The organism is Streptomyces sp. NPDC018947 (assembly GCF_044390505.1).
Classification (GTDB): domain Bacteria; phylum Actinomycetota; class Actinomycetes; order Streptomycetales; family Streptomycetaceae; genus Streptomyces.
Map to the genome: position 1 here is coordinate 151468 of NZ_JBIRZD010000001.1, position 25526 is coordinate 176993.

The 25526-nt window shown below is 71.2% G+C and carries 21 protein-coding genes; 8 read left to right on the forward strand and 13 right to left on the reverse strand.

Translation table 11 applies throughout. The annotated features are described in order from the left end of the window. Positions 1–159: 159 nt before the first annotated feature. The gene (locus ACH499_RS00720) at positions 160–1128 is read right to left on the reverse strand and encodes a heme o synthase (RefSeq protein WP_399013021.1); all 969 of its coding nucleotides are present in this window, start codon (positions 1126–1128) and stop codon (positions 160–162) included. 358 nt (positions 1129–1486) lie between these two features. Between ACH499_RS00720 and tkt the strand changes: the two genes are divergently transcribed. The 5 genes from tkt to pgl are packed head-to-tail and all read left to right on the forward strand — an operon-like array spanning position 1487 to position 8085. Beyond that, positions 1487–3574: a transketolase gene (gene tkt, locus ACH499_RS00725; RefSeq protein WP_356203743.1), complete on the forward strand. Its 2088-nt coding sequence runs from the start codon at positions 1487–1489 to the stop codon at positions 3572–3574. A 34-nt stretch (positions 3575–3608) separates the two neighbouring features. After that, complete coding sequence (gene tal, locus ACH499_RS00730) at positions 3609–4727, forward strand: transaldolase (RefSeq protein WP_356203741.1); 1119 nt, start codon at positions 3609–3611, stop codon at positions 4725–4727. Between the two features lie 3 nt (positions 4728–4730). After that, entirely contained in the window at positions 4731–6254 is a 1524-nt protein-coding gene (gene zwf / locus ACH499_RS00735; protein WP_399013024.1) for a glucose-6-phosphate dehydrogenase, read from the forward strand. Further along, the gene (gene opcA / locus ACH499_RS00740) at positions 6251–7303 is read left to right on the forward strand and encodes a glucose-6-phosphate dehydrogenase assembly protein OpcA (protein WP_356206163.1); all 1053 of its coding nucleotides are present in this window, start codon (positions 6251–6253) and stop codon (positions 7301–7303) included. The genes zwf and opcA overlap by 4 nt, the downstream gene beginning before the upstream one ends. Continuing rightward, positions 7300–8085: a 6-phosphogluconolactonase gene (gene pgl, locus ACH499_RS00745; RefSeq protein WP_356206165.1), complete on the forward strand. Its 786-nt coding sequence runs from the start codon at positions 7300–7302 to the stop codon at positions 8083–8085. Before opcA ends, pgl begins: the two co-directional genes overlap by 4 nt. Before the next feature lie 61 nt (positions 8086–8146). Here the strand turns inward: pgl and ACH499_RS00750 are convergent, their stop codons facing one another. The 5 genes from ACH499_RS00750 to ACH499_RS00770 form a co-directional block, all read right to left on the reverse strand. Continuing rightward, positions 8147–8986 carry a carbohydrate ABC transporter permease gene (locus tag ACH499_RS00750; RefSeq protein WP_356206168.1) on the reverse strand — a complete coding sequence of 280 codons (840 nt, stop codon included), beginning with the start codon at positions 8984–8986 and terminating at the stop codon, positions 8147–8149. Then, positions 8983–10341: an ABC transporter permease subunit gene (locus ACH499_RS00755; RefSeq protein ID WP_356206170.1), complete on the reverse strand. Its 1359-nt coding sequence runs from the start codon at positions 10339–10341 to the stop codon at positions 8983–8985. Before ACH499_RS00755 ends, ACH499_RS00750 begins: the two co-directional genes overlap by 4 nt. Next, positions 10338–11663: an ABC transporter substrate-binding protein gene (locus ACH499_RS00760; RefSeq protein ID WP_356206173.1), complete on the reverse strand. Its 1326-nt coding sequence runs from the start codon at positions 11661–11663 to the stop codon at positions 10338–10340. The genes ACH499_RS00755 and ACH499_RS00760 overlap by 4 nt, the downstream gene beginning before the upstream one ends. Before the next feature lie 52 nt (positions 11664–11715). Continuing rightward, on the reverse strand, positions 11716–13380 hold the full coding sequence (locus tag ACH499_RS00765; RefSeq protein ID WP_399013026.1) for a glycoside hydrolase family 13 protein: 1665 nt from the start codon (positions 13378–13380) through the stop codon (positions 11716–11718). Between the two features lie 141 nt (positions 13381–13521). After that, entirely contained in the window at positions 13522–14793 is a 1272-nt protein-coding gene (locus ACH499_RS00770; RefSeq protein ID WP_399013028.1) for an ABC transporter substrate-binding protein, read from the reverse strand. 156 nt (positions 14794–14949) lie between these two features. Here ACH499_RS00770 and ACH499_RS00775 point away from each other — a divergent pair, with 156 nt between their 5' ends. The 3 genes from ACH499_RS00775 to ACH499_RS00785 are packed head-to-tail and all read left to right on the forward strand — an operon-like array spanning position 14950 to position 18581. Then, positions 14950–15465 carry a PadR family transcriptional regulator gene (locus ACH499_RS00775; protein WP_356206181.1) on the forward strand — a complete coding sequence of 172 codons (516 nt, stop codon included), beginning with the start codon at positions 14950–14952 and terminating at the stop codon, positions 15463–15465. Beyond that, a complete protein-coding gene (locus ACH499_RS00780; protein ID WP_356206183.1) occupies positions 15462–16217 on the forward strand; it encodes an ABC transporter ATP-binding protein in 756 nt (251 codons plus the stop codon). Before ACH499_RS00775 ends, ACH499_RS00780 begins: the two co-directional genes overlap by 4 nt. Positions 16218–16268: 51 nt before the next feature. Beyond that, positions 16269–18581 carry an FtsX-like permease family protein gene (locus ACH499_RS00785; RefSeq protein WP_399013031.1) on the forward strand — a complete coding sequence of 771 codons (2313 nt, stop codon included), beginning with the start codon at positions 16269–16271 and terminating at the stop codon, positions 18579–18581. Positions 18582–18590: 9 nt separating this feature from the next. Here the strand turns inward: ACH499_RS00785 and ACH499_RS00790 are convergent, their stop codons facing one another. The 7 genes from ACH499_RS00790 to gap form a co-directional block, all read right to left on the reverse strand. Further along, positions 18591–19511, reverse strand: coding sequence for a hypothetical protein (locus tag ACH499_RS00790; protein ID WP_399013033.1), 921 nt, complete (start codon positions 19509–19511; stop codon positions 18591–18593). An 88-nt stretch (positions 19512–19599) separates the two neighbouring features. Next, on the reverse strand, positions 19600–21252 hold the full coding sequence (gene pgi, locus ACH499_RS00795; RefSeq protein ID WP_399013034.1) for a glucose-6-phosphate isomerase: 1653 nt from the start codon (positions 21250–21252) through the stop codon (positions 19600–19602). Positions 21253–21366: 114 nt separating this feature from the next. Then, the gene (locus ACH499_RS00800) at positions 21367–21702 is read right to left on the reverse strand and encodes an RNA polymerase-binding protein RbpA (protein WP_003976875.1); all 336 of its coding nucleotides are present in this window, start codon (positions 21700–21702) and stop codon (positions 21367–21369) included. A 199-nt stretch (positions 21703–21901) separates the two neighbouring features. After that, a complete protein-coding gene (gene secG / locus ACH499_RS00805) occupies positions 21902–22138 on the reverse strand; it encodes a preprotein translocase subunit SecG (protein ID WP_356206193.1) in 237 nt (78 codons plus the stop codon). A 124-nt stretch (positions 22139–22262) separates the two neighbouring features. Then, the gene (gene tpiA, locus ACH499_RS00810; RefSeq protein WP_356206195.1) at positions 22263–23039 is read right to left on the reverse strand and encodes a triose-phosphate isomerase; all 777 of its coding nucleotides are present in this window, start codon (positions 23037–23039) and stop codon (positions 22263–22265) included. Between the two features lie 5 nt (positions 23040–23044). After that, on the reverse strand, positions 23045–24256 hold the full coding sequence (locus tag ACH499_RS00815) for a phosphoglycerate kinase (RefSeq protein WP_399013037.1): 1212 nt from the start codon (positions 24254–24256) through the stop codon (positions 23045–23047). A gap of 142 nt (positions 24257–24398) precedes the next feature. Continuing rightward, the gene (gene gap / locus ACH499_RS00820) at positions 24399–25406 is read right to left on the reverse strand and encodes a type I glyceraldehyde-3-phosphate dehydrogenase (RefSeq protein ID WP_356206200.1); all 1008 of its coding nucleotides are present in this window, start codon (positions 25404–25406) and stop codon (positions 24399–24401) included. Between the last annotated feature and the right edge of the window lie 120 nt (positions 25407–25526).

The window sequence follows — 25526 nt, forward strand, 5'->3', positions numbered from 1 at the left end:
GGCGCCGCGGCGGGCCGGGCGCCCCCCCGCCCCCCCCCCCCCCCGCGCCGGGCCCCCCCCCCCCCCGCCCCCCCGGGCGGGGCCCCCCCCGGCGGGGGGGGGGGGGGGGGCGCCCCCCCCCCCCCCCCCCGCCCGTCGGACGGATTCTCCGGGGGTACCTCAGCGCAGGAAGGGGTCCACCGCGATCGCCAGGAACAGCACCGACACATAGGTGATCGACCAGTGGAACAGCCGCATCTCCTTGAGCTTGGCGCCCGTGACCTCGGCCTTGGCGCGGTTCTGCAGCCCGTGGGCCTCCCACAGCCACATGCCGCCGGCCAGCAGGGCGACGGCCGTGTAGAACCAGCCGGTGTAGCCGAGCGGGGTGAGCAGCAGGGACACCGCGACCATCACCCAGCTGTAGATCACGATCTGCCGGGCGACGACCTTGTTGGAGGCGATGACGGGGAGCATCGGCACGCCGACCCGGGCGTAGTCCTCCTTCACCTTCATGGACAGCGGCCAGTAGTGCGGCGGCGTCCAGAAGAACATCACCAGGAAGAGGATGACCGGCGCCCACGACATCGAGTTGGTCACGGAGGACCAGCCGATGAGGACCGGCAGACAGCCCGCGATGCCGCCCCAGACGATGTTCTGCGAGGTGCGGCGCTTGAGGATCATCGTGTAGACGACGACGTAGAACAGGAGTGCGCCCAGCGACAGCCACGCCGACAGCCAGTTGACGGTGAGGCCGAACAGCAGCGTCGAGACGATCGCCAGGGTGATGCCGAAGGCCAGGCACTCGCGCGGGCCGACCATGCCGGTGACCAGCGGTCGCTGCGAGGTGCGGTCCATCAGCGCGTCGATGTCGCGGTCGATGTACATGTTCAGCGCGTTGGCGCCGCCCGCGGACAGATAGCCGCCGACGCAGGTCAGCAGCACCAGCTTCAGGTCGGGCACGCCCTGCTCGGCGAGGAACATCACCGGAACGGTGGTGATCAGCAGAAGCTCGATGATCCGCGGCTTGGTCAGCGCCACGAACGCCTTGACACGGGCCCCGAACGGCCGGTGACTCGGGCTCTGGCTCGTCCCGATAACCCCCGCAGGACGGGATTCAACGGCCGTCACGCACACCCCTGACAGAGACATCCCAGCAAGCCCCCCGTGTGAAGTGGCGGTAAAGGCTCGCGCGTACCACGCCACTTTAGACGTTGCCCAGACCCCGGCATTCGCGGGGGTGCGTTCGTGTTGGCGAGGGCGCTCCGACGTGCGTGGCGCGAGCCGGATGAGCGGTCAGATGAGCGGGCCCGTATTCACTTGCCGAATGCGGTTTCACCCAGTCGACAGGCGGATCCGTGAGAGTCCCGGCAGTCTGGTTTCCAGCGGAAAAACGCACGTACTCACGGGGGTAGGCTCGACTTCGGCCGGCCGTGCACGGAAGACGCCGGCAGCCGGTGGGCGCCACGTGCACCGGTATCCGACATGTGGAGAGGAGCCCTGACTCAGGGTGAGCACCAAGCCGACCACCACAGACCTCGAGTGGACCGAACTGGACCAGCGGGCCGTCGACACCGCCCGCGTCCTGGCCGCCGATGCCGTACAGAAGGTTGGCAACGGCCATCCGGGTACGGCGATGAGCCTGGCTCCCGTCGCCTACACCCTCTTCCAGAAGGTGATGCGGCACGACCCGGCCGACGCGGACTGGGTCGGACGCGACCGCTTCGTGCTGTCCGCCGGCCACTCGTCCCTGACCCTCTACACCCAGCTCTACCTGGCCGGCTTCGGCCTGGAGCTGGACGACCTGAAGTCCTTCCGGACCTGGGGCTCGAAGACCCCCGGCCACCCGGAGTACGGGCACACCACCGGCGTGGAGACCACCACCGGCCCCCTCGGCCAGGGTGTCGCCAACGCGGTCGGCATGGCGATGGCCGCCCGCTACGAGCGCGGCCTGTTCGACCCGGAGGCTCCCGAGGGCGAGTCCCCGTTCGACCACTTCATCTACTGCATCGCCGGTGACGGCTGCCTCCAGGAAGGCATCTCCGCCGAGGCGTCCTCGCTGGCCGGGCACCAGAAGCTCGGCAACCTGATCCTGCTGTGGGACGACAACCACATCTCGATCGAGGGCGACACCGAGACCGCCGTCTCCGAGGACACCGTCAAGCGGTACGAGGCCTACGGCTGGCACGTGCAGCGCGTCGAGCCGAAGTCCGACGGCGACCTGGACCCGCAGGCGATCCACGCCGCGATCGAGGAGGCGAAGAAGGTCACCGACCGGCCGTCCTTCATCGCCATGCGCTCGATCATCGCCTGGCCGGCCCCGAACGCGCAGAACACCGAGGCCGCCCACGGCTCCGCGCTCGGCGACGAGGAGGTCGCGGCCACCAAGCGCGTCCTCGGCTTCGACCCGGAGAAGACCTTCGAGGTCGCCGACGAGGTCATCGCGCACACCCGCAAGGCCCTGGAGCGCGGCGAGGCCGCCCGCGCGGTGTGGGAGAAGTCCTTCCAGCAGTGGCGGGACAACAACCCCGAGCGCGCCGCCGAGTACGAGCGGGTCGCCAAGGGCGAGCTGCCCAAGGGCTGGGAGGAGAAGATCCCGGTCTTCGAGACCGGCAAGGGCGTCGCCACGCGCGCCGCGTCCGGCAAGGTCCTCCAGGCGCTCGGCGCGGTGGTCCCCGAGCTGTGGGGCGGCTCCGCCGACCTGGCCGGCTCGAACAACACCACGATCGACAAGACGTCGTCCTTCCTGCCCGCGGGCAACCCGCTGCCGGAGGCCGACCCGTACGGCCGCACCATCCACTTCGGCATCCGCGAGCACGCGATGGCCGCGGAGATGAACGGCATCGCCCTGCACGGCAACACCCGCATCTACGGCGGCACCTTCCTGGTCTTCTCCGACTACATGCGCAACGCCGTGCGCCTGTCCGCGCTGATGCACCTGCCGGTGACCTACGTGTGGACGCACGACTCCATCGGCCTCGGCGAGGACGGCCCCACCCACCAGCCGGTCGAGCACCTGGCCTCCCTGCGCGCCATCCCCGGTCTGAACGTGGTCCGCCCGGCCGACGCCAACGAGACCGCCATCGCCTGGCGCGAGATCCTGCGCCGCTGGACGAAGGAGTTCGGCAAGGGCCAGCCGCACGGCCTGGCGCTCACCCGCCAGGGCGTGCCGACCTACGAGCCCAACGACGACGCGGCCAAGGGCGGCTACGTCCTGTTCGAGGCCGAGGGCGGCGAGCCCGAGGTCGTCCTCATCGCCACCGGCTCCGAGGTGCACGTCGCCGTCGAGGCGCGCGAGCGGCTCCAGGCCGACGGCGTGCCGACCCGTGTGGTGTCCATGCCGTCGGTCGAGTGGTTCGAGCAGCAGGACCAGGGGTACCGGGACAGCGTCCTGCCCCCGGCCGTGAGGGCCCGCGTCGCGGTCGAGGCCGGGATCGGTCTGACGTGGCACAAGTACGTGGGGGACGCCGGCCGCATCGTTTCCCTGGAGCACTTCGGTGCTTCGGCGGACGGCAAGGTGCTCTTCCGCGAGTTCGGCTTCACTGCCGAGAACGTGGCCGACGCCGCCCGGGAATCGATCGCCGCAGCCCAGCGCTGACGCTCGTATACGACACGTAGGAGATGCATTTTCCATGACAGACGCACTCAAGCGCCTCTCCGATGAAGGCGTCGCGATCTGGCTGGACGACCTGTCGCGCAAGCGGATCACGTCCGGCAACCTCGCCGAGCTGATCGACCAGCAGCACGTCGTGGGCGTCACCACCAACCCGTCGATCTTCCAGAAGGCGATCTCCCAGGGCGACGGCTACGACAAGCAGCTCACCGACCTGGCCGCCCGCGAGGTCACCGTCGAAGAGGCCATCCGCATGATCACCACGGCGGACGTCCGCGACGCCGCCGACATCCTGCGCCCGGTCTTCGACAACACCGGGGGCAAGGACGGCCGGGTCTCCATCGAGGTCGACCCGCGCCTCGCCCACAACACCCGGGCGACGGTCGCCGAGGCCAAGCAGCTCGCCTGGCTGGTGGACCGGCCCAACACGCTGATCAAGATCCCGGCGACCGAGGCCGGCCTGCCGGCGATCGCCGAGACCATCGGCCTGGGCATCAGCGTCAACGTCACGCTGATCTTCTCGCTGGAGCGCTACCGCAAGGTCATGGACGCCTTCCTGACCGGCCTGGAGAAGGCCAAGGAGCGCGGCCTGGACCTGTCCCTGATCCACTCCGTGGCGTCCTTCTTCGTGTCCCGCGTGGACACCGAGATCGACAAGCGGCTCGACGCGCTCGGCACCGACGAGGCCAAGGCGCTGCGCGGCAAGGCCGCCGTCGCCAACGCCCGCCTCGCCTACCAGGCGTACGAGGAGGTCTTCTCCTCCGACCGCTGGAACGCCCTGGAGAAGGCCGGTGCCAACAAGCAGCGTCCGCTGTGGGCGTCGACCGGCGTGAAGGACAAGGCGTACAGCGACACCATGTACGTCACCGACCTGGTGGCGCCCAACACGGTGAACACCATGCCGGAGGCCACGCTGCTGGCCACCGAGGACCACGGCGAGATCACGGGCAACACCGTGGCCGGCAGCTACGAGCAGGCCCGTGCCGACCTCGACGCGGTCGAGAAGCTCGGGATCTCCTACGACGAGGTGGTCCAGCTCCTCGAGGACGAGGGCGTCGACAAGTTCGAGACGTCCTGGAACGACCTGCTGAAGTCGACGGAGGCCGAGCTGAAGCGCCTCGCTCCCTCGGAGGGCTAGAAATTGTCAAGCAGCAACCCGCTGCGTGACCCCGCAGACCGACGGCTCCCGCGTATCGCGGGGCCGTCGGGTCTGGTCATCTTCGGCGTCACCGGCGATCTGTCCCGCAAGAAGCTCATGCCCGCCGTGTACGACCTCGCCAACCGGGGTCTGCTGCCGCCGGGCTTCTCGCTCGTCGGGTTCGCCCGCCGTGACTGGGAGCACGAGGACTTCGCCCAGGTCGTGCACGACGCCGTCAAGGAACACTCCCGTACGCCGTTCCGCGAGGAGGTCTGGCAGCAGCTCATCCAGGGGATGCGCTTCGTCCAGGGCACCTTCGACGACGACGAGGCGTTCGAGCGGCTGCGCGCGACCATCCAGGAGCTGGACAAGGCGCAGGGCACGGGAGGCAACTTCGCCTTCTACCTGTCGGTGCCGCCGAAGTCCTTCCCGGTCGTCATCCAGCAGCTCAAGAAGCACGGCCTCGCCGACCAGACGGGCGGCTCCTGGCGCCGTGCGGTGATCGAGAAGCCGTTCGGCCACGACCTGAGGTCGGCCGAGGAGCTCAACGCCATCGTCCACGAGGTCTTCGCCCCGGACCAGGTCTTCCGCATCGACCACTACCTGGGCAAGGAGACCGTCCAGAACATCCTGGCGCTGCGCTTCGCCAACACGATGTTCGAGCCGATCTGGAACCGGTCCTACGTCGACCACGTGCAGATCACCATGGCCGAGGACATCGGCATCGGCGGCCGGGCCGGCTACTACGACGGCATCGGCGCCGCCCGTGACGTCATCCAGAACCACCTGCTCCAGTTGCTCGCGCTCACCGCGATGGAGGAGCCCGCCTCCTTCGACGCGGACGCGCTGGCGGCGGAGAAGACCAAGGTGCTCGGCGCGGTCCGCCTCCCCAAGGACCTGGGCCGGGACACGGTGCGCGGCCAGTACGCGGCCGGGTGGCAGGGCGGCGCGAAGGCCGTCGGCTATCTGGAGGAGGAGGGCATCGACCCCCGGTCGAAGACCGACACCTACGCCGCGATCAAGCTGGGCATCGACAACCGCCGCTGGGCGGGCATCCCCTTCTACCTGCGCACCGGCAAGCGGCTGGGCCGCCGGGTCACGGAGATCGCGGTCGTCTTCCAGCGGGCCCCGCACTCCCCCTTCGACTCCACCGCGACGGAGGAGCTGGGCCAGAACGCCATCGTCATCCGTGTCCAGCCCGACGAGGGCGTCACCGTCCGCTTCGGCTCCAAGGTGCCGGGCACCTCCATGGAGATCCGGGACGTGTCGATGGACTTCGCGTACGGCGAGTCCTTCACGGAGTCCAGCCCCGAGGCGTACGAGCGCCTCATCCTCGACGTCCTCCTGGGCGACGCCAACCTGTTCCCGCGCACCGAGGAGGTCGAGCTGTCCTGGAAGATCCTCGACCCGATCGAGGAGTACTGGGACACGCACGGCAAGCCCGCGCAGTACCCGGCCGGCACCTGGGGGCCCGTCGAGGCGGACGAGATGCTCGAGCGAGACGGACGGAGCTGGCGCCGGCCATGAAGACAGACCTCACGGACACCACGTCGAGCAAGATCAACAAGGCCTTGGTGCTGGGCCGCCGGGCGATCGGCACGCCGGCCGTCGGCATGGTGCTCACGCTGGTCATCGTCACCGACGAGGAGAACGCCTACGACTCGCTGAAGGCCGCGAGCGACGCCGCGCACGAGCACCCCTCGCGCACGCTCGTGGTCATCAAGCGCGTCTCGCGTTCGCCCCGCGACCGCACCCAGTCCCGGCTGGACGCCGAGGTCCGCCTCGGCGCCGACGCGGGCACCGGCGAGACGGTGGTGCTGCGGCTGTACGGCGACGTCGTGGACCACGCCCAGTCGGTGGTCCTGCCGCTGCTGCTGCCGGACGCGCCGGTCGTGGTGTGGTGGCCGGTGAACGCGCCGCTAGACCCGGCCCGGGACCCGCTGGGCGCGCTGGCCCAGCGCCGGGTCACGGACACCTACGCCTGCGAGGAGCCGGTACGGGAGCTGTCGGCCCGTGCCGAGGCCTACACGCCGGGCGACACCGACCTGGCCTGGACCCGGATCACCCCGTGGCGCTCGATGCTCGCGGCGGCCCTGGACCAGGTGGACTGCGAGGTGCGGTCGGTCGAGGTGGAGGGCGAGGAGTACAACCCGAGCTGCGAGCTGCTGGCGATGTGGCTCGCCGACCGGCTGCGCGTTCCCGTCCGGCGCACGACGTCCGCCGGGCCGGGGCTCACCGCGGTCCGCATGGAGACCGACTGCGGTCCGGTCGTGCTGGACCGGGCCGACGGCTCGCTGGCGACCCTGTCCGTCCAGGGACAGCCGGACCGTGCGGTGGCCCTCAAGCGCCGCGAGACGGCCGAGCTGATCGCCGAGGAGCTGCGGCGGCTGGACCCGGACGACACCTACGCCTCGGCGCTGCGCTACGGGGTGGACCGGCTGAACGCGCCGGACACGGGCCGGCCGGAGTCCCGGGAGCCCGTCGCGGTCCCCGCTCCCGTGGAGACGGCGGCGAAGGCTCCCGCCAAGGACGCGGCGAAGAAGAAGGCACCGGTCAGGAAGGCGGCGGCGAAGTGAGCGAGACCCCCCAGCTCGTCGTGCACCGGGACAAGGAGCTGATGGCCGAGGCCGCGGCGGCCCGGCTGATCACCAAGATCGTGGACGCGCAGTCCTCGCGCGGCTCGGCCTCGGTGGTCCTGACCGGCGGCCGCAACGGCAACGGCCTGCTCGCCGCGCTGGCCGGCTCCCCGGCACGGGACGCCGTCGACTGGGCGCGCCTCGACCTGTGGTGGGGCGACGAGCGGTTCCTGCCGGAGGGCGACGCGGAGCGCAATGTGACGCAGGCCCGCGAGGCGCTGCTGGACGCGGTGCCGCTGGATCCGGAGCGGGTGCACGCGATGCCCGCGTCGGACGGCCCGTACGGCACGGACGTGGAGGCCGCGGCGGCCGCGTACGCGCGGGAGCTCGCGGGGGCGGCCGTACCGGAGAACCACGCCGCCGTGCCGTCCTTCGACGTGCTGCTGCTGGGCGTGGGCCCGGACACGCACGTGGCGTCCCTGTTCCCGGAGCACCCGGGGGTGCGGGAGACGGAGCGCACGGTGGTCGGCGTCCACGGCTCCCCCAAGCCGCCGCCGACCCGGATCTCCCTGACGCTGCCCGCGATCCGCGCCGCCCGTGAGGTGTGGCTGCTCGCGGCGGGCGAGGACAAGGCCAACGCGGTGGCGATGGCCCTGTCGGGCGCGGGCGAGATCCAGGCTCCGGCGGCGGGGGCGCGGGGCCGTGCCCGCACCCTGTGGCTGCTGGACTCGGCGGCGGCCTCGCGACTGCCGAGGTCCCTGTACCCGCCGGCCCTGGCCTGACCGGCCCGTCCGGCGTGTGACGGAACGGGGCGGCGGGGGCGCGAGCCCCCGCCGCCCCGCCTCACTTCACCGACCCGGCCATCACGCCCTGCACGAAGTGCCGCTGGAAGGCGAAGAACACCACCACGGGCACGACGAGCGACAGGAACGCCCCGGGCGCCAGCACGTCGATGTTGCTTCCGAACTGCCGGATCTGCGACTGGAGTTCCACGGTCAGCGGCTGCGACGAGCTGTCCGCGAACAGCAGCGCGACCAGCATGTCGTTCCACACCCACAGGAACTGGAAGATGGCGAGGCTGGCGATGGCCGGCCGCCCGACGGGCAGCACCAGCCGCAGGAAGATCCGCCACTCGGTGCCGCCGTCCATGCGGGCGGCCTCCAGCATCTCCTTGGGCATCTCCGCGAAGTAGTTCCGCAGCAGGAACACCGCGAACGGCAGCCCGTACGCCACGTGGAACAGCACCACACCGGGGATGGTCCCGAACAGACCGAGCTGGCCGAAGAGTTTGGCGACCGGCAGCAGCCCGATCTGCACCGGCACCACGAGCAGGGCGACGACGACCAGGAAGATCGGCTCGCGGCCCGGGAAGTCCAGCCAGGCGAAGGCGTATCCGGCGAGCGCCGCGACCACGACGACCAGGACCGTCGTCGGCACCGAGATCAGCACCGTGTTCCAGAAGGCCTGGGTGATGCCCGCGTTGCCGAGCAGCGCCGAGTAGTTGTCGAGGGAGAGCTGCCCGGGGCTGGCCAGGGCCGTCCACCAGCCGCCCTTCGCCGCGTCCTCGGAGGACCGCAGCGAGGACAGGAACAGCCCGGCCAGCGGCGTCATCCACACCAGCCCGACGAGCACCAGGAAGGCCTGGACCGCCCCGTTGCCCAGATAGCGCCGAACGGCGTTCATCGCTGACTCCTCCTGAAGCGGCGGACGTTGAAGACCATGGCCGGGACGACGAGCAGCAGGAGCAGCACGCCCAGCGCGCTGCCGAGCCCCTGGTCGTTGCCGCCGCCGAACGACACCAGCCACATCTGCGTAGCGAGCACGGTCGCGTCCTCCTGCACGGGTCCGGGCGCGATGATGTAGACGAGGTCGAAGACCTTCATCACGTTGATCACGAGGGTGATGAACACGACCGTCAGCACCGGGGCCAGCAGCGGCACGGTGATTCGCCGGAAGATCTGCCACTCGTTCGCGCCGTCCATCCGCGCCGCCTCCAGGGCGTCGCGCGGCAGCGACGACAGCCCGGCACCGATCAGCACCATCGCGAACCCGGTCCAGATCCACAGGTACGCCCCGATGATCGCGGGGGTGACGAGCGCGGGTCCGAGCCAGGAGACGCCCTCGTAGGGCGGGGCGAAGTTGGAGGCGGGCAGCCTGAGCGTGTACGAACCGTCCTCCAGACCGCCGAAGCGGAAGGAGCCGTCGGATGCCGTGGTGGTCGTGGCGACCGTGCGGCCGTCGCGCACCGCCTCGACGGTCATCTCCGGCAGTCCGCTCTCCTCGCGGTCGACGACGCCCTGCTTCCCTCCCCCGCCGGGTGTGAAGTCCAGGTACACGACGCCGCGCAGCTCGCCGTCGGCCGCCCCGCGCCGCGTCGCCTCGTAGGCGGGCCCGGCACCGGAGGGCAGGTCGTCGGGGGCCACGCCGACCAGGCCGAGCGCCACCGTGTCCCCCGGCCCGGCGCCGGCGGCGGTGCGGTAGGAGCCGTCCGCCTCCTTGGCCAGGCCCTGGCCGTCGCGGGCTCGGGCCGTCGGGTAGGAGGACGTGCCGGCGAAGGCGTCGTGCACGCCGGTGACCGCCGCGTTGAGCACGCCCTTGTCCGGGTCGTGGTCGTAGGCGAGCCGGAAGATGATGCCGGCGGCGAGGAAGGACACCGCCATCGGCATGAACAGCAGCAGCTTGAAGGCGGTGGCCCAGCGCACCTTCTCGACCAGGACGGCCAGGATCAGGCCGAGGCCGGTCAGCAGGGCGGGCGCCACGACGACCCAGATGGCCGTGTTGCGGACGGCCTTGAGCGTGGCCGGGTCGCGGAACATCTCGGCGTAGTTGCCGCCGCCGACGAAGCGCGTCCCGGAGGCGTCGAAGAAGCTGCGCCCGACGGAGAACAGCACGGGGTAGACGACGAGCGCGCCGAGCAGGAGCAGCGCGGGCAGGACGAAGAGCACGGCCACGGCGAGCCCGCGCCGGCGGGGGCGCCGCCCGCGCGCCGCGGGGGCGGCGGACGGCGCTGTCGTCTCCTTGACCAGGGTGCTGGTCACTTCTGGTACGCCTTGGCCGCCGCCGCCTCCAGCTTGGCCGCCGTGCCCTTCGGGTCGGACGGGTCGCGCAGGAAGTCCTGGAGGAGCTTCCACTCGCCCGTGCCCTTGGTGCCGCCGAAGGCCGCCGGTGCCTGGTCGGACATGTCGAAGCGGACGGAGTCGCCGGCGCCGACGAGGGACTCGGCGGTGGCCCGGGTGACGTCGTCGCCGTAGGAGGCGAGGTCGAGCTTCTTGTTCGGGGAGAGGAAGCCGCCCGCGCCGGCCCACACGGCCGCGGCCTCCGGCGTGGCGAGGTACTCCACGAGCGCCATGCCGGCCTCGGAGTTCTTGCCGTCCTTGAGGACGACCGCCGCGTCACCGCCGCTGACCACGGGGGCCTCACCGGCGCCGACCGCGGGGAACGGGAAGAAGTTCGCGTCCTCGCCGATCTTCCTGCCGAACTGGTCCTTCGCCACGCCGGCGACGAAGTCGCCCTCGTAGACCATGCCGGCCTCGGGCTTCGGGCCGAAGACCTTCTCCACCGAGCCGGGGAAGTCGGTGTTCAGGGCGCCCTGCTGCCCGCCCGCGATGAGCTGCTTGTCCTTGAAGAGCTTGCCGAGCGTGGTGAGCGCCTCGACCACGCTGGCGTCGGTCCACTTCAGTTCGTGCGCGGCGAGGGCGTCGTACTTCTCGGGGCCGGCCTGGGAGAGGTAGATGTTCTCGAACCAGTCGGTCAGCGTCCAGCCGTCCTCGCCCGCGACCGCGAAGGCGGCGACCCCGGAGTCGGAGAGGGTGTGCCCGGCCTTGAGCATGTCGTCGTAGCTCTTCGGCGGCTCGACGCCGGCCTGCTCGAGGGCCTCGGGGCTGTACCAGACGGTCGACTTGTGGGCGGCCTTGAAGTACAGGCCGTAGAGGGTGCCGTCGACGCTGCCGTAGTTCTTCCAGACGTCGGCGAAGTTGCCGTCCACGGACTTGCGGGTGGTGTCGGACAGCGGCTTCAGCCAGCCCTTGCCGGCGAACTGCTGGAGCACGCCGACCTGCGGCACCATCACGACGTCGGGGGCGTTGCCGCCCTCGATCTTGCTGCCGACGACGGTGGAGACGTTGTCGCCGGTGGAGACGAACGCGGTCTTGGCGCCGGTCTTCTCGGTGAAGGCGTCCAGCACCTTCTGGAAGTTCTCCTGCTCGGTGCCGGACCAGACGCCGGCCACGGTGACGGTCTGGCCGCTGAGGGCCTTGTCGCCTCCGCCCGCGGAGACCGCGTCGCCGCCGCAGGCGGTCGCGCCGAGCGCCAGGACGAGGGCGGTGCAGCCGGTGAGCAGGGTGGTACGTCGTCGCATCATCGTTGATGTCCCTTCGAAAGGAGTCGAGTGGGGCGGTGCGGGTGACGAGGAGTCAGAGTCCGGCGATCCACCAGGCGGCCGTCGAGCCGGGCAGCTCTCCCGCCGGGCAGGGCCCGACGGCGCTGGACAGCAGCGGGGTGCCGGGGACCGGGGCCTCGGTGGGGGACGTGCCGAAGTTGACGGCGCAGACCAGTCCGTCGCCGCGGACGAAGGCCAGGACGTCGGGCGGGGTGTCCAGCCAGCGCAGCGTGCCGTCGCCGAGCTGGGGCAGCCCGGACCGGAGCTGGAGGCCGTCGCGGTACAGGTGCCAGAAGGAGCGGGTGTCGGCGAGGGCGCGGTCGGTGGCGTACTCGGCGAAGTACTCGGGCTGCGGCAGCCACGGCTTGGCCCCCTCGGCGCCGGAGGTGAAGCCGAACGGGGAGGCCTGTCCCGACCAGGGCAGCGGCACGCGGCAGCCGTCGCGGACGCGGGCCCGGCTGCCGGTGCGCCGGAAGATCGGGTCGGTGAGCACGTCGTCGGGCAGGTCGACGACCTCGGGCAGGCCCAGTTCCTCGCCCTGGTAGATGTACGCGGCGCCGGGCAGCGCCAGCATCAGCAGGGCGGCGGCGCGGGCGCGGGCGGCGCCGAGTCCGCTGCCGCCGGGGGCGGGTTCGCCGTAACGGGTGACGGTGCGGACCTGGTCGTGGTTGTTGAGGACCCAGGTGACCGTGGAGCCGGTGCCGGCGATGTCCTGCATGGCCTCCGAGATGACCTTGCGGAAGGCGTCGGCGTCCCAGGGGGCGCCGAGCAGGTCGAAGAAGAAGGCCTGGTGGAGTTCGTCGGGGCGGACGTAGCGGGCGTGCTCGCGGGCGGAGGGGACGGAGACCTCGCCGACCAGGAGCCGTTCACGGCCGTCGCGGGCGGTGTACTCCTCGCACACGGCGCGCCACTGCCGCCACACGTCGTGCACCTCGGGCTGGTTCCAGGCGAGCGGGTTGACCGAGTCGCGGGTGCGGGCGTCGGCCTCCGGGTCCGGGGAGTCGGGCAGCTCCGGGTGCTTGAAGAGGCCCGCGGCGACGTCGATGCGGAAACCGTCGACGCCCCGGTCCAGCCAGAAGCGGAGTATACGGTCGAACTCGGCGGCGACCTCGGGGGTGCGCCAGTTCCAGTCCGGCTGCTCGGGCGTGAACATGTGCAGGTACCACTGGCCCGGGCGGCCGTCGGCCTCGGTGACCCGGGTCCAGGCGGGGCCGCCGAACATGGCGTGCCAGTTGTTGGGCGGCTCGGCCCCGTCCGGGCCGCGGCCGTCGGCGAAGTGGAACCGGGAGCGGGCCGGGCTGCCCGGCGCGGCGGCGAGGGCCTCGCGGAACCACGGGTGCTCGCTGGAGCAGTGGTTGGGGACGATGTCCAGCAGTACCCGGATGCCGAGCCGCCGGGCCGCCGCGACCAGCGCGTCGAACTCGTCGAGGTCGCCGAAGAGCGGGTCGACGCCGCGGTAGTCGGCGACGTCGTAGCCGTGGTCGCTCTGGGGCGAGGGGTAGAAGGGGCTCAGCCAGATGCCGTCCACGCCGAGCCGGCGCAGATACGGCAGTCCGGCCCGGACTCCGGCGAGGTCGCCCACGCCGTCGCCGGTGCTGTCGAGGAAGCTGCGGACGTAGACCTGGTAGATCACCGCGTCACGCCACCAGTGGTGCGTTGTCACCCCGTTGACCCGTCTGTGAGAGCAACCGTTGTGCATGCATGTTAGGTAGGGGTTTCACGCAGGTGTCAACGAACGAAACAGAAGCTCCTGAGCAGTTGACCGCCCATATACCGACTTGTCAGGACGCAACGCGCACAGTTGAGATGCTCGCGTTACCTAACATGTAACTACGAAGGCTCAGCGGTGGGAGATCGCGGCCAGCTCGCGCGCCAGCCGGCGCACCGCGGCCTCGGGCGTCTGACGCCCGGTCATCGCGTCGTGCACGACCGCCTGCACGGCCAGGCTGACCTGGTCGTAGCGAGGGCTCTTGGGCCGCGGCGCGGCGGCCAGCACGCTCTCGCGCAGCGTCGGCAGGTACGGGAACGCGCGGACGAGTTCCGGGTCCTCGTAGAGGTCGGCCCGCACCGGCGGCAGCGCGCCCCGCGTGAGCACCTGGCGCTGCACGCGCTCGCTGGTGAGGTACGCGATGAGGCGGGCGGCCGAGTCGGGGTGCCGGGCATGGGCGGCGACGGCCAGGTTGGAGCCGCCGAGCACGCTCGTGCCGGGCCCGTCCGGGCCGGGCAGCGGTACGGCGCCGACCTCGCCGGCGACCTCGGACCCGGGGGCGGAGGCGCCGACGTAGGCGTAGGGCCAGTTGCGCAGGAAGAGCAGGCGGCCGTCCTGGAAGGCCTGCTTGGACTCCTCCTCCTTGTAGGTCAGCGCGTCCTTCGGTATCCAGCCCTCGCGCACCCCGCGCGCCAGGAAGCCGATGCCCTCGCGGGCCTCGGCCGAGTCCACGGTGACGCGCTCGCCCTCGTCGCCGAGGATGCTGCCGCCGGCCGAGTAGACGGCCTCGGCGGCGTTGACGGCCAGGCCCTCGTAGGGCAGGAACTGGCCGGCGTAGCCGTCGAGTCCGTACTTCGGGGCGATGGTCCGGGCGTACCGCTCCAGCTCGGCCCAGGTGCGCGGCGGCGGCACGCCCTCCTCGGCGAGGACGTCCTTGCGGTACAGGAGGAGACCCGCGTTGGTGACGTACGGGACGGCGTACAGCCGCCCGTCGTAGGTCGCGGTGCCGACGACCGGCGGCAGGAAGGCGTCGAGCGGGAAGCGGTCGCGCGGCAGCGGGCGGATCCAGCCGGCGGCGGCGAACTCGGAGGTCCAGTTGACGTCGATGTTCAGGACGTCGAAACGGTGCCGGTCGGGGGCCCGCAGGTCGGTGGCCATCTGCGCGCGGGTCTCGTCGGCGGAGTCGGGCAGTTCGACGAGGGTGACCCGCTCGCCGGGGTGGGTGCGGTTCCAGCCTTCCAGCAGCGGACCGAGGTAGCCGGTGAGGTCCCCCGCCGTGGCCAGGGTGAGCGGGCCGCGGACTGCCGCGGTGCCCTCGCCGGCGCGGGCACCGGAGGCGACGTAACCGGTCAGGACGACGACCAGGACGAGAAGCCCCCTACCCGCGGCATGCATCCACCGCATAGGTTCCTCCCGGTACACCCCCGTACGCCGCACACCGTCGTGCGCCGGCACCGGGCGCCCCTCGGCCGTGCCCGGTGTCAGAGGCCATGTATACCTGTTAGGTATGGGCGATACTAGGGCCTGGAGCACACGTGACGAGAACGAGAGGACGGCTGAGTGCGCCTGCACCTCCTCGCTCTCCTGGCCCGCGGCCCCGCCCACGGCTACGAGCTGAAGCAGGACCTTGAGCAACTGCTGGGCTCCGCGTACCCTCAGCCGAACGTCGGCCAGATCTACGTCACCCTCGGCCGCCTCGAGAAGACGGGGCTGATCGAGGGCGAGGACATCGAGCAGTCGAGCCGGCCCAACAAGAAGGTCTACCACCTCACCGACGCCGGGCGCGACGAACTGAGCGCCTGGTACGAGGAGACGGCGGACGAACCGCGGGTGCGGGACGAGTTCTTCATGAAGCTCGCCCTGGCCCCGCGGACCGGGCTCGCCGACCAGATCGCCCTCATCAACAAGCAGCGGCGTCAGTACCTGAACACCATGCGGCACCTGTCGAAGCTGGCCGCCGCCGAAGACCGGGACAACCGCATCGCGCAGTTGCTGATCGAAGGCGCGATGCTGCACCTCCAGGCCGACCTCGACTGGCTGGAGCGGTGCCAGGAAGAGCTGGAGGAGCTGGAGTGAGCGAGGATCCCGCTCCCGTGCTGCGCGCCGAGGGCCTGGTCAAGACGCACCACGGCGAGGGCGCCCCGGCACACGCCGTGCGCGGGGTCGACCTGTGCGTGCGGCCGGGCGAGTTCGTGGCGATCACCGGCCCGTCCGGCGCCGGCAAGTCCACGCTGCTGCACCTGCTCGGCGGACTCCAGCGTCCGGACGCCGGCACCCTGTGGCTGGACGGCGAGAGCACCGACGGGTGGAGCGAGGCCCGCTGGGCCGTGGAGCGCAGGAAGCGCATCGGGATCGTCTTCCAGTTCTTCAACCTCGTGTCGAACCTCTCCGTCGCCGACAACGTCGAACTGCCCGCTCTGCTCGCCGGGGTGCCGCCGAAGCGGGCGCGCGCCGAACGGGAGGAACTGCTGGCCGAGCTGGGCCTGGCCGGCAAGGAACGGGGCATGCCCGGTGAGCTGTCCGGCGGCGAGCAGCAGCGGGTGGCGCTCGCGCGGGCCCTGGTGAACCATCCGCCGCTGCTGCTGGCCGACGAACCGGCGGGCAGCCTGGACAGCCGGGGCACCCGCGAGGTGATGCGCCTGCTGTCCCGCTTCCACCAGCGGGGCCAGACGATCCTGCTGGTCACCCATGACGCGCGGCTGGCGAGCGCCGCCGACCGCGTGATCAGCTTCTTCGACGGACGCATGGCCGACGACGCCACGCTCGACGCCGGCCCACCGCCCCGCCGCCGCCCCGGTGCCTCCGCCGTGCTGGAACTCAAGGACTGACATGCGGGCCCACGACCACCGCGCGCACCGCGCGCCGAGGGGCTGACGCCCGTGCGAGCCACCCTGCGCTGGGCCCACTCCGACCTGCGCACGCACCGGGGCGAGGCGCTGTTCCTGGTCCTCGCCACGGCCGGCATCGTGGTGTCGCTGCTGCTGGCCACGGCCCTGTTCGGATATGCGACGAACCCCTGGCAGCGGGTCTTCACCCAGGCCCGCGGCGCGCACGTCTGGCTGCACACCGCCGTCTCGTCCGACGCCGGGAAGCTGGCCTCCCTGGAGGGCGTCCAGGCCGTCGCGGGGCCCTACCCCACCGCCGCCGTCACCGTCGCCGTCCGCGGCAGCCGTGCCTCCGTGGAGCTGCGCGGCACCTCGGAACGGCCCGACGTGGGCCGCCCGCTGCTCACCGCCGGACGCTGGCTGGACCCGGCCGACCCCGAGGGGGTGGTCCTGGAGAGCCGCCTCGCCCGCGCCCTGCTCGCCCAGCCCGGCGACACCCTCACGCTGCCCGGCACCTCCCGCACGCTGACGGTGCTCGGCATCGCCGACAGCCCCGAACGCCGCTACCGGCCGGGTGAGCGGCAGGGACTGGTGTGGGCGCCGCCGGCCGCCGTCGCGGAACCGAGCGGCCAGATGATCGGGCTCCGGCTGTCCGACCCCGGGGACACGGACTACGCCGTGCAGCGGGCCGTGACCGTGCTCGGCGCCGGGGCGATCGGGCAGGTCTCCACCTGGCAGCAGGCGCGTGCGGAGGCGCAGGGCGACAACCGGCTGCTCGGTCAGGTCCTCGGCCTGTTCGGGCTGGGGGCGCTGCTCGCCGCGGGGCTCGCGGTGCACGGGGCGATCGGCACGCGCATCCGCGGTCATCTGCGGGACATCTCCGTGCTGAAGGCGATCGGCTTCACGCCCGGCCAGGTGGTGCGGGTCTTCCTGCTCCAACACCTGGCGTACGCGCTGCTCGGCGCGGTGGCCGCCGCCGCGCTCACCCAGGCCCTCGGCAGCCGGATCCCCGGGCGGCTCGGGGACGCGGTCGGTGTGTGGCAGGGGCTGCCGGGGCACACTTTCGCGCTGTTCGCGGTACCGGCGGGAGCGGTGCTGTTCATCGGCGCCACCACGGGGCTCGCCGCCTGGCGGGCGGGACGGGTGCCGCCGGTGCCGGTGCCGCGCCCGGCGGCGGTGCAGGGCGGGCGGCTGTCCGGCGCGGCCCGCCGGGCGCTCGGCCTGCGGGTGTCCGGGGTGCGGGGCCGTGCGCTGCGGGTGCCGCCCGCGCTGGTGCTGGGCTGGCACCGGGCGTTCCCGCGCCGCCCGCGTTCACTGGGCCCGGTCGCCCGGCTCGCACTGCCGCTGCTGCTGATCGTGGTGGCGATGAGCGCGTGGACCACCATCGACCGGTTCCACGCGAGCCCCGAGCAGATGGGCCTGCCCGCCGCCCTCACCGTCCGCGCCGACCCGGCGCTCGGCGACCGCGGCACCCGCGCCCTGCTGGAGGACGACCCGCAGGTCGCCGCCGCCTACCCGGGCGTCGAGGTGGCCGCGCTGGTGCCGGGCCAGACCGAGACCATCGCGCTGCGCGGGCTCGGCACCCGTGCGGAGCCCTACCCGTACGCCCTGGCGGAGGGGCGCCGGGCGCACGGGCCGGACGAGGCGGTGGCCGGGCAGGGACTGCTGGACCTGCTGGAGGTGCGGGTCGGTGACTGGGTGCGGATGACGGTGGGCGACCGGCCGCAGATCCTGCACATCGTCGGCCGCAGCATCGAGCCGGAGAACGCCGGCCGGGTCGTCTCGACCTCTCTGGACACCCTCCGGGAAAACGACCCGGGCCTCAGCCCCACCCTGTACCAGCTCCGGCTGCGTCCCGAAGCCGACCCGGAGCGCGTCGCCGACCGTCTGACGCAGGCCGGTCACGGCCGGCTGGACGTGCACGCCGTGCCGAACCCGGCCGACGGGCTCTCCCCGCTGCGCGGTGTCGTCCTCGGGCTGATCGCCGTCCTCGCCCTCATCGGGCTGATCGAACTGCTCACGGCGATCGGCGGCACCGTCCGCGAGAGCGAACGGGACCTGCTCGCCCTCAAGGCGATGGGCCTGTCCCCCCGCCAGATCACCGGGATCACCGTGACGGCGACCGGCTGCACCGCCCTGGCCGCCGTGGTCCTCGGCATCGCCCTCGGCCTGCCGCTCGCGCACTGGCTGATCGACAGTCAGGGCGCCTCCAGCGGCATCGGTGCGGGGATCGCCCGGGCTCCCTCCGCCCTGTTCCTGCTGCTCCTCGCCGTGGCGGCCGTGCTCGGCGCGGCCGCGCTGGCCGCCGTGCCGGCGGCCCGGGCGGCCCGCCGGCGGCTCGCGGACACCCTGAGCGCGGTCGCCTGACCGGCCCGGTCACCCGCCGTACGGTCCGCGAGGGGGCTGGGGCGCGTACGGGGGCCGGGGCACGTACGGGGGCTGGGGGCCCGGCGCGTACGGGTTGCCGTACGGGGTGCCCTGCGGCGGGACGCCGTACGGCGGTGCCGTCGGAGGCATCGACGGGGGCATCGGCGGGGGCGGGCCCGGTACCCGCGGGTGGGTCGCCGGGTGGGCCTTGAGGCGGATGCCGTAGCGCCGCTTGAGCCGGCCCATCTCCAGCAGCGCGATCGAGCTGACCGTGACGGGCGCGCCCAGGATGAAGACGATGCCCAGGGTGAGGCTCAGCCCGTGCAGATCGCCGGTGACGAGGTCGGGGATGGCCATCAGCCAGCTCGTCACGGAGGCCAGCAGCGCAGGGAGGCAGCGGTGGACGGCGGCGGTGCCGAAGAAGTTCCCGGAGACCCTGATGGCTCCCCAGACCACGAAGCCGAGCATCCACAGCATCGTCAGACCGCCGAAGATGATCACCACCGGGTTGGCGGAGGCGTTGATCGTGGTGACGAGCAGCACCAGGGCGGCGACGCAGCCGACGAAGAGCAGCAGCAGCTTGAGCGCGTCGAACAGCGGCCCCCGCAACTGCCGGACGGTGCCGGTGCGCCGCCAGACGAAGAGCATCGCGCCGACCGCGAGCGGCGTGATGAACAGCAGGACGACGGAGGCCGTCAGCGCGTTCTCCAGCAGCTGGGTGGCGTCGAAGCCGCCCTCGAAGATGGTGTAGACGCCGAGCGAGGCGACCGCGCCGGCGATGACCCGGAAGCGTTTGAGCTGTTCGATCGACGGATCGAGCGACGGCGGGATCCACGCGGGGTGGAACACCGCGGTCGCCACCTGCTTCGGATTGAGGAGGGACCGGGCCGTCAGCCTGCCGCCCGTCCAACTTCCCGGTGTACGTGCCATCTTGCTCCCCCGAGCACTCACGGTGATGATCGCCGGGGATTCTACGGCAAGCGGACGGTTGTGCACCGCCCGCTTGTCCGCGGGGTGGTCAGCGCCGGCCGCGCAGCTCCCTGTAGGCGGTGACCAGCGCCTTCGTGGAGGCGTCCAGGCCGGGGACCTCGGCGCCCTCGGTGAGGGCGGGTTCGACGCGCTTGGCGAGGACCTTGCCGAGCTCGACGCCCCACTGGTCGAAGGAGTCGATGTTCCACACCGCGCCCTGGACGAACACCTTGTGCTCGTAGAGGGCGACGAGCTGTCCGAGCACCGACGGCGTCAGTTCCCCGGCCAGGATCGTGGTGGTCGGGTGGTCGCCGCGGAACGTCTTGTGCGGGACCAGTTCCTCGGGCACGCCCTCGGCCCGCACCTCGTCCGGGGTCTTGCCGAAGGCGAGCGCCTGGGTCTGCGCGAAGAAGTTGGCCATCAGCAGGTCGTGCTGGGCCTTCAGCTCGTCGCTCAGCTCGGCGACCGGCCGGGCGAAGCCGATGAAGTCCGCCGGGATCAGCTTGGTGCCCTGGTGGATCAACTGGTAGTAGGCGTGCTGCCCGTTGGTGCCGGGCGTGCCCCACACCACCGGCCCCGTCTGCCACTCCACCGGACGGCCTTCGCGGTCCACGGACTTGCCGTTGGACTCCATGTCGAGCTGCTGGAGGTACGCCGTGAACTTCGACAGGTAGTGGCTGTAGGGCAGCACCGCGTGCGACTGCGCGTCGTGGAAGTTGCCGTACCAGATGCCCAGCAGGCCCAGCAGCAGCGGGACGTTGGACTCGGCGGGCGCGGTGCGGAAGTGCTCGTCGACGATGCGGAATCCGTCGAGCATCTCCCGGAAGCGGTCCGGGCCGGTGGCGATCATCAGGGACAGGCCGATCGCCGAGTCGTACGAGTAGCGTCCGCCCACCCAGTCCCAGAACTCGAACATGTTGGCCGTGTCGATGCCGAACTCCGCGACCTTCTCGGCGTTGGTCGACAGCGCGACGAAGTGCCGGGCGACGGCTCGCTCGTCACCGAGCGCGTGCAGCAGCCAGGCCCGGGCGGAGGTGGCGTTGGTGACCGTCTCGATGGTGGTGAACGTCTTGGAGGCGACGATGAACAGCGTCTCGGCCGGGTCGAGGTCGCGGACGGCCTCGTGCAGGTCGGCGCCGTCGACGTTGGAGACGAAACGGACCGTCAGATCGCGGTCGGTGAAGGCGCGCAGCGCCTCGTGGGCCATCGCCGGGCCGAGGTCGGAGCCGCCGATGCCGATGTTGACGACGTTCCTGATGCGCTTGCCGGTGTGACCGGTCCACTCGCCGGAACGGACCCGGCCGGCGAAGTCCGTCATCTTGTCGAGGACGGCGTGGACCTTGGGGACGACGTTCTCGCCGTCGACCTCGATCACCGCGTCCCGCGGGGCGCGCAGGGCGGTGTGCAGCACGGCCCGGTCCTCGGTGATGTTGATGCGCTCGCCGCGGAACATGGCGTCGCGCAGCTCGAACACGCCGGTGGCGGCGGCCAGTTCACGCAGCAGCCGCAGCGTCTCGTCGGTGACCAGGTGCTTGGAGTAGTCGACGTACAGATCGCCCACCCGCAGGGCGTATCCGCTGCCGCGCCCGGGGTCGGCGTCGAACAGTGCACGCAGCCGCACCTCGCCGAGCTCCTCGCGGTGCTTGGCCAGCGCGGTCCATTCGGGCGTCTGGTTGAGCCTGGTACGGACGTCTGCGTTCATGTCGGACTTCAGCCCTCTTCCTTGGTGTCCCGCTGTTCCGGCTGTTTCCAACCTAATTGATCAACGGTGAAGAAGGCCGAAGGGGACGGACGACGGCCGCGGGCGGGAGGCGTGCTAGATCTCGCCCCGCAGTTTGGCGAGGGCCTCGGCGAGGATGGCCTCGCCGTCCGCGTCGCTGCGGCGCTCGCGCACGTACGCCAGGTGCGTCTTGTAGGGCTCGGTGCGCGGCGGGTCCGGCGGGTTGTCCCGGTCCTGCCCGGCGGGGAAGCCGCAGCGCGGGCAGTCCCAGGTCTCGGGGACCTGTGCGTCGCTCGCGAAGCTCGGCTGTGTCTCGTGTCCGTTGGAGCACCAGAAGGAGATGCGCAGACGCGGCGCGGACTCGCCGCGCTCGGCCTCGCCCATCGGCCCCGCCCCGACCCGGCTTCCCCGGATCGCGTTGCCACTTGCCACGGTCGTAACTCCCTGCGTGATGGTGCCGCAAAGCGAGTCGGCGTTCCGCTTCGCTGCGAGCGCCTCAGTCTACGTAAGGCCCAACGCGCGTCCAGTGGTTGGAGTTACAAGCTCCCGCGCACAGACGCAAGCCCCATGATAGGCCGCGCCTGGAGGCGCGTACCGGACATGGGGCCTTATGTGCGCGGGGCGTGCCGGGTCAGTTGTTCGCCTTCATCAGCAGGCCGAGCACGATGATGCACGCGAACCACAGGAGACCGATCACCACGGTGATCCGGTCGAGGTTGCGCTCGGCGACCGAGGAGCCGCCGACGGACGACTGCATGCCGCCACCGAACATGTCGGAGAGGCCGCCGCCCTTCCCCTTGTGCATCAGCACCAGCAGCATCAGCAGCAGGCTGAAGACGATCAGGGCGATCGAGAACCCCAAAACCACGGCTGGACCAACTTCCTCGGATTCTGACGGACGACGGGGGCACGATGGCAGCAGGCCACCATGCCCCCGCAAGGGTACGACGTATCGCCGCTACCGCATACTCACCGGCGGATCTGCGGCAGGGCTACTGGTCGCGGAAGCGCACGATCTTGACGAACTCGTCCGAGTCCAGCGAGGCACCGCCGACCAGGGCGCCGTCGATGTCGGGCTGCGACATGATCTCCGCGACGTTGCCCGACTTGACCGAGCCGCCGTACTGGATGCGGATCTTGTCGGCCAGCTCCTGCGAGTACAGCTCGGCGAGCTTGCCGCGGATCGCCGCGCAGACCTCCTGCGCGTCCTCGGCGCCGCAGACCTTGCCCGTGCCGATGGCCCAGACGGGCTCGTAGGCGATCACGATCGTCTCGGCCTGCTCGGCCGGGAGGTCCTTGAGACCGCCCTCGACCTGGGCGAGGGTGTGGCTGACGTGGTCGCCCGCCTCGCGGACGTCCAGCTCCTCGCCGACGCACAGGATCGGGGTCAGGCCGTGCTTGTAGGCGGCCTTGACCTTGGCGTTGACCAGCTCGTCGGTCTCCGCGTGGTACTGCCGGCGCTCGGAGTGGCCGATGGCGACGTAGGTGCAGCGGAGCTTGGCGAGCATGGCGCCGGAGATCTCGCCGGTGTAGGCGCCGCCGTCGTGGGCGGAGACGTCCTGGGCGCCGTACTTGATCTTCAGCTTGTCGTGCTCGACCAGCGTCTGCACCGAGCGCAGGTCGGTGAAGGGAACGAGGACGGCGACCTCGACGGCGTCGTAGTCCTTGTCCGCGAGGGCGAAGGCGAGCTTCTGGACGTGGGCGATGGCCTCGAGGTGGTTGAGGTTCATCTTCCAGTTGCCCGCCATCAGCGGCGTGCGGGTGGTCATTGAGGTCAGTCCTCCAGTGCGGCGAGGCCGGGGAGCGTCTTGCCCTCGAGGTATTCGAGGGAGGCGCCGCCGCCGGTCGAGATGTGTCCGAATGCCTTTTCGTCGAAGCCGAGCGTACGCACGGCCGCGGCGGAGTCGCCGCCGCCGACCACGGTGAAGCCCGGGGCGTCGACGAGGGCCTGGGCGACCGCCTTGGTGCCCTCGGCGTAGTCGGGGTGCTCGAAGACGCCCATGGGGCCGTTCCAGAAGACGGTGGCCGCGTCGGCGAGCTTCGAGGCGTAGAGCTTGCGGGTCTCGGGACCGATGTCCAGACCCTCCTGGTCGGCCGGGATGGCGTCCGCGGCGACGGTGGAGGGGTTGGCCGGGGCCTTGGTCTTCAGGTCCGGGAACTCGGCCGAGACCAGCACGTCGACGGGGAGCACCAGCTCGACGCCGTTCTTCTCCGCGCGCTCGATGTACTCCGTGACGGCCGGGATCTGGTCCTCCTGGAGGAGCGAGATGCCGACCTCGTGGCCCTTGGCCTTGAGGAAGGTGTAGGCCATGCCGCCACCGATGAGGAGCCGGTCGGCCTTGCCGAGGAGCTGGTCGATGACGGCGAGCTTGTCGGAGACCTTGGCGCCGCCGAGGGCGACCACGTAGGGCCGCTGGACGTCGTCGCTGAGCTTCTTCAGGACGCCGACCTCGGTGGCGATGAGGTACCCGGCGTAGTGCGGCAGTCGCTTGGGCAGGTCGTAGACCGAGGCGTGCTTGCGGTGCACGGCGCCGAAGCCGTCGCCGATGTACACGTCCGCGAGGCCGGCCAGCCGGTCCGCGAAGGCGGCGCGCTCGGCGTCGTCCTTGCTGGTCTCGCCGGCGTTGAAGCGCAGGTTCTCGATGACGGCCACCTGGCCGTCGGCGAGGCCCGCCACCGTGGACTCGGCAGAGGTGCCGACCGTGTCCTCGGCGAAGGCGACCTCGGTGCCGAGCAGTTCACCGAGGCGCGCGGCGGCCGGGGCGAGGGAGAACGCCGGGTCGGGCGCGCCCTTGGGGCGGCCCAGGTGCGAGGCGACGATCACGCGCGCGCCCGCCTCGGCCAGGGCCTTGACGGTGGGCACCACGGCACGGATGCGGCCGTCGTCGGTGATGGTGGTGCCGTCCAGCGGCACGTTGAGGTCGGCGCGGACGAATACGCGCTTGCCCGTCACACCTTCGGAGAGGAGTTCGTCGATCGTCTTCATGCAGGGGGCTCCTGGAATCTCGTGCTCGGTCGTGATCCTACGAGGGCTGGTCGTCGCGGACGCGGCGCAGGGCCCGGACAGCGCGGCCGTGCGCTGCCCGGGCCCTGCCACCGCGTCGTGGTGCCTGCTCGGTACGGACCGATCAGAGCTGGCTTCCGATGAAGACGGTGAGGTCGACGAGGCGGTTGGAGTAGCCCCACTCGTTGTCGTACCAGCCGATGACCTTCACGTTCTTGCCCTCCTGGACCATGGTCAGGGAGGAGTCGAAGGTGCAGGACGCCGGCGAGTTGACGATGTCGGAGGAGACGATCGGGTCCTCCGTGTAGTAGACGATGCCCTTGAGCTCGCCCTCGGCGGCCTTCTGGAAGGCCGCGTTGATCTCTTCCTTGGTGACCTCGCGGGAGAGCTCCAGCACGAGGTCGGTGACCGAGCCGGTGGGGACGGGGACGCGCATCGCGATGCCGTCCAGCTTCCCCTTGAGCTGCGGGAGCACCAGCGCGGTGGCCTTGGCGGCACCGGTGGTGGTCGGGATGATGTTCTCCGCGGCGGCACGGGCGCGGCGCAGGTCCTTGTGCGGGAAGTCCAGGATGCGCTGGTCGTTCGTGTACGCGTGCACCGTGGTCATCAGGCCGCGGACGATGCCGAAGTTCTCGTCGAGGATCTTCGCCATCGGCGCCACGCAGTTGGTGGTGCAGGAGGCGTTGGAGATGACGTTGTGCTTCGCCGGGTCGTACACGTCCTGGTTGACGCCCATGACGATGGTGACGTCCTCGTCCTTCGCCGGGGCGGAGATGATGACCTTCTTGGCGCCGCCGGTGATGTGCTTCTCGGCGTCGGCCTTCTTGGTGAAGATGCCGGTCGACTCGATCACGACGTCGACGCCCAGCTCACCCCAGGGGATGTCGGCGGGGTTGCGCTCGGAGAGGACCTTGATGGTCTTGTCGCCGACGGTGATGGTGTCCTCGGTGTGCGAGACCTCCTGCTTGAGGCGGCCGAGGATGGTGTCGTACTTCAGCAGGTGAGCGGTGGTCGCGGTGTCACCCAGGTCGTTGACAGCCACGATCTCGATGTCTGCACCCTGCTCCAGCAGCGCGCGGAAGTAGTTACGACCGATGCGGCCAAAGCCGTTGATGCCTACGCGGATCGTCACGAACCGATCTCCTCGTTGGTACGCCGGCCCGATGTGCCGGCGAGCTGTATTTGGGATGTCCCCGACCACCTCCGACCCTACCTCTCCGAGGCTGCCGTGGTGACATCGAGACGGCCCATA